The sequence below is a fragment of the Spirillospora sp. NPDC049652 genome, from assembly GCF_040675125.1.
Lineage (GTDB): Bacteria > Actinomycetota > Actinomycetes > Streptosporangiales > Streptosporangiaceae > Spirillospora.
The window spans coordinates 1-3,826 of record NZ_JBFAOF010000731.1 but is presented as its reverse complement, the minus strand read 5'-3'; the positions used below and the strand labels follow the sequence as shown (position 1 = coordinate 3,826).

At 75.6% G+C, this 3,826-nt stretch carries 4 protein-coding genes; 3 read left to right on the top strand and 1 reads right to left on the bottom strand.

The features are described 5' to 3' along the window. The 3 genes from AB0J52_RS31545 to AB0J52_RS31535 form a co-directional block, all read left to right on the top strand. The coding region (locus tag AB0J52_RS31545; RefSeq protein ID WP_500186421.1) for a hypothetical protein at positions 1-183 on the top strand (183 nt) is incomplete at its 5' end. Further along, a complete protein-coding gene (locus AB0J52_RS31540) occupies positions 183-965 on the top strand; it encodes a polysaccharide deacetylase family protein (protein ID WP_500186420.1) in 783 nt (260 codons plus the stop codon). The genes AB0J52_RS31545 and AB0J52_RS31540, both read left to right, overlap by 1 nt. Further along, entirely contained in the window at positions 962-2,089 is a 1,128-nt protein-coding gene (locus tag AB0J52_RS31535) for a glycosyltransferase (RefSeq protein ID WP_500186419.1), read from the top strand. The genes AB0J52_RS31540 and AB0J52_RS31535 overlap by 4 nt, the downstream gene beginning before the upstream one ends. Positions 2,090-2,378: 289 nt before the next feature. Here the strand turns inward: AB0J52_RS31535 and AB0J52_RS31530 are convergent. Next, a partial coding sequence (locus AB0J52_RS31530) for a hypothetical protein (protein ID WP_500186418.1) occupies positions 2,379-3,826 on the bottom strand: 1,448 nt, incomplete at its 5' end.

Below are 3,826 nucleotides of genomic sequence, written 5' to 3'. Positions count from 1 at the left end.
GTCGGGGGCGTGGTGCTGCCGCTGGTCATGGCGGGGGCGCTCGCCCTGGTGGCCGGGACGGGCGCCGTCCTGCGGGCCGGACGGCCGGGACGCCGCGCGCGGACCGGAACGGAGGGAGCCGGCGGGGCCGGTCCGGCTCCGTCCGCCGAGCGGGTTCCGGCCATGCGGAGGGGGATCGGCTGATGGGCATCGAGTGGACGACCAGGCAGCACCGGCGGCGGCCCGGCGGGCCGGGACCGGGCGGGCGCGGCGAGGCGGAGCGGCCGGGACGGCTGCCGCCGGTCCTGATGTACCACTCCGTGGACCACTACCTGGAGGACCCGCACCTCATCACGATCACGCCCGGCCGGTTCGAGCGGCAGATGCGGTGGCTGGAGGCGAACCGGCTGCGCGGCGTCGGCGTCGCCGAGCTGCTCGCCGCGAAGGCCGCCGGACGGCACCGGCGGCTGGTCGGCCTGACCTTCGACGACGGCTACACCGACTTCGTCCGGCATGTCGTCCCTGTGCTGACCCGGATGGGGTTCACCGCGACGGTGTTCATGGTGACCGGGGAGATCGGCGGCGGCAACACCTGGGACGACGGCCCGCGCAAGCCGCTCATGGACGCCGCGCAACTGCGCGCGGCGGCCGAGGCGGGGATGGAGGTCGCGTCCCACGGCGTCCGGCACCGGTCGCTTCCCAAGGCGTGCGACGACGACCTCGCCGAGGAGCTCCGGGAGAGCCGCAGGCGCCTCGAAGACCTGCTCCAGAGGCCGGTGCCGGGGTTCGCCTACCCGTACGGGAACGTCAGCCCGCGCGCGGTGGACGCCGTCCGGGACGCCGGTTACGACTACGGCTGCGCGATCTGGTCGTCGGGGGCCGACCGGCACGCGCTCGCCCGCACCTACATCGGCGAGCGCGACGACCCGCTCCGCATGCGGCTGAAGTTCGCCCGCCACCGGTTCCGGCAGAGGGGGCTGGGATGACGCGGGTCCTGCACCTCATCACCGGGCTGGGGCTCGGCGGCGCGGAACACCAGTTGGTGCTGCTCGCGCGCCATCTTCCGGTGCAGTGCGAGGTGGCCACGCTCACCGGGCCGTCCACGCTCGCGGACGAACTACGCGGACTCGGCGTCCCGGTGCACACCCTGGGGATGGCGCACAACCGCGACCTGAAGGTGCTGCCGCGGCTGGTGTCGCTGATGCGGAAGGGCCGGTACGACGCCGTCCACACGCACCTGTACCGGGCGTGCCTCTACGGACGGGTCGCGGCGCGTGCCGCCGGGGTGCGGCGCATCATCGCGACCGAGCACTCGCTGGGCGACCACCACATCGAGGGCCGGAGCACCACCTGGCCCGTGCGGGCGCTGTACCGGGCGAGCGAGCGGCTCGGCTCGGCGACGGTGGCCGTGTCGCCGACCGTGGAACGGCGTTTGCGCGACTGGGGCGTCCCGGCCCGGCGGCTCGTCACGATCCCCAACGGGCTGGACCCCGAAGCCTTCGCCTTCGATCCGCTCGCGCGCGCACGCGTCCGGGAGGCCCTCGGTTTCAGCCCGGCGGACTTCGTCGTCGGGACGGTCGGACGGCTCGTCCGGACCAAGCGGGTGGGCGTCCTGATCGAGGCCGTCGAGCGGGTGCCGGGCGCGAAGCTGCTGGTCGTCGGCGATGGACCGGACGCGCCGCGCCTGCGCGTCCTGGCGTCCGCCGTCCGCGACCGGGTCGTGTTCGCGGGCGCGCGGCAGGACGTCGGCGCGTACCTGTCCGCCATGGACGCGTTCGCCTCGCCCTCGGCGCAGGAGACCTTCGGGCTCAGCGTCCTGGAGGCCCTCGCGAACGGCCTGCCCACGCTCTACACGACCTGCCCCGCCCTCCAGGACCTGGGGGAACGGGTCGGGAACGGGTTCGCCGACCCGCCCGTCCGGCGGATACCCGACACGGTCGGGGCGTACGCGGAGGCGCTCCGCGAACTCGCGGCCCGGCCCGCCACGGCGCGGCCCTGTGCCGCCGCCGCGAGGGCGTACGCGATCGACGGACTGGTCGACCGGCTGGTCACGCTCTACCAGGCCGACCGGCCGGGCCCCATGACGACATCCGAGGAGGCACACCCATGACCACGGCCCACACCACCCGGACGGCGGAGAGCGGCCCCGACGCGGGTCCCGAAACCACGCCCGACACTGGTCCGGACGGAGGCCCCGGCACCGGCCCGCTCCCCGCCGTGGCCGCCCGGACGCGCGGGCCCGCCGGGGTGCCCCGGAGCGCCGCGCTGCCCGCGGCGATGATCATGTTCGGTGCGGTGGCAGGGGCGGGATACGGGCTGCTGATGCCGCCCGTCTACGAGGCGTCCGCGAACGTGCTGGTCGCTCCGGACAAGGACAGCAGTGGCGCCGAGGCGGTGAACTACGCACAGGCGTACGGCAGGCTCGCCGCCCTGCCCGAGACGCTCACGTGGGCGCCGAACGCGCCGTGGGCCGCGGGGTCGGCGGTCAGCCTGGTCTGCGGGCGCACCTCGATCGTCGCCGGCAGCGTCGCGCCGCGCAGCAGCAGCGCCGCCTCGCCGTTGAGCGGCAGCCGGATCGTGTGGGCGACCGGCGCGGGCTGCGGGTCGAGTTCCCGCTGCCCGGCGCCGCTGTCCGGACGGTCGACCAGGCTGCACGGCGCGGAGAGGGTGAAGCGCACCTCGATGTCGGCGTTGGAGCGTCCGGTGAGGGTGACGGCGCGGTAGCGCAGCCGCTGCCGCACGGCCGGGCGCAGGCTGATCTGGACGAGGGCCAGCAGGTCGTCGCCCGCGGCGGGACGCTCGCCGAGCTGGACGCTGCGTCCCGGCTGGAACAGCAGCTCGACGTGCAGGTGGCGGCGCATCGCGGCGAAGGCCGCGGCGTCGGGGTCGGCGGGCGTGCTCTCCAGGCGTGCGAAGAGGCCCTTGAGCAGTTCCAGCAGTTTCGGACCGCGCACGGTGCCCGTGTCCGGGTCGTGGAGGCTGAAGGTGACCGACAGGCCGAGACGCTGCAGCGCGCCCCAGCCGTAGCGGTCGGCGCCCGGCGGGCAGCTGGCCAGGAAGTCGGCCAGGCCGTTGGGCAGCGTCGGCGGGCTGAGCTGGAGGGACGCGGCGTAGCCGGCGGTGGTCCGGCCCTGCGGGTCGGTGGTGCTGCCGGGACGCAGCGCGCGCAGCCGCTCCACCAGGCGTTCCAGCAGCGGATGGAGCGGGGTGTCGCGCTTACCGCCGGGCTGGGTGACGCCCTGCCACTCGGGCCACTCCAGGTAGGAGTCCTGCCAGGAGTACCAGGGGCCGCGCTCGTCCTGCACGCCCTGTGCGGACGGGTCGGGCGGGCGGCGGCGCTGCACCGAGCCGGGGTACCACGCCTCCCACTGGCTGGCGTTCAGCGTGTCGCCGGGCACCAGCGGCAGGTCGTCGGCCGGAAGCATCTGCACCTCCTGCCGCAGCCGCAGCTCGGCGGCGAGCCGGGCGGCGTCGGCGAAGGTGTCGGTGGTGGCCGCGTCGATGTCCAGCTCGTACAGCCGGTACCCGGCGTTCAGCTCCAGGGGGTAGGCGGCGTCGCCGCTCGGCCCCTGGTTCCAGCGGAACCGGACCGCCCGGATGCCGAGGGGATGCGGGCGGAACCCGACGCTCGCGCCGATGTCGCCGGTGAACACGAACGGCGGCGGGCCGCCGGGAGCGGTGCCGGGCAGCGGCATCGGCGCGTGCGCCAGGCCCGGCTCGGCGCTCTGGTCCTCGGGCCGGACGACGTCGAAGCCGGTCGGGCGCGGCAGCCACTCCAGCTCGGCCGGGCGGCGTTCCTCGCGCGGGTTGCCCGAGTGCTCGATGCGGTCGGTCGGCGCGGGCGCCG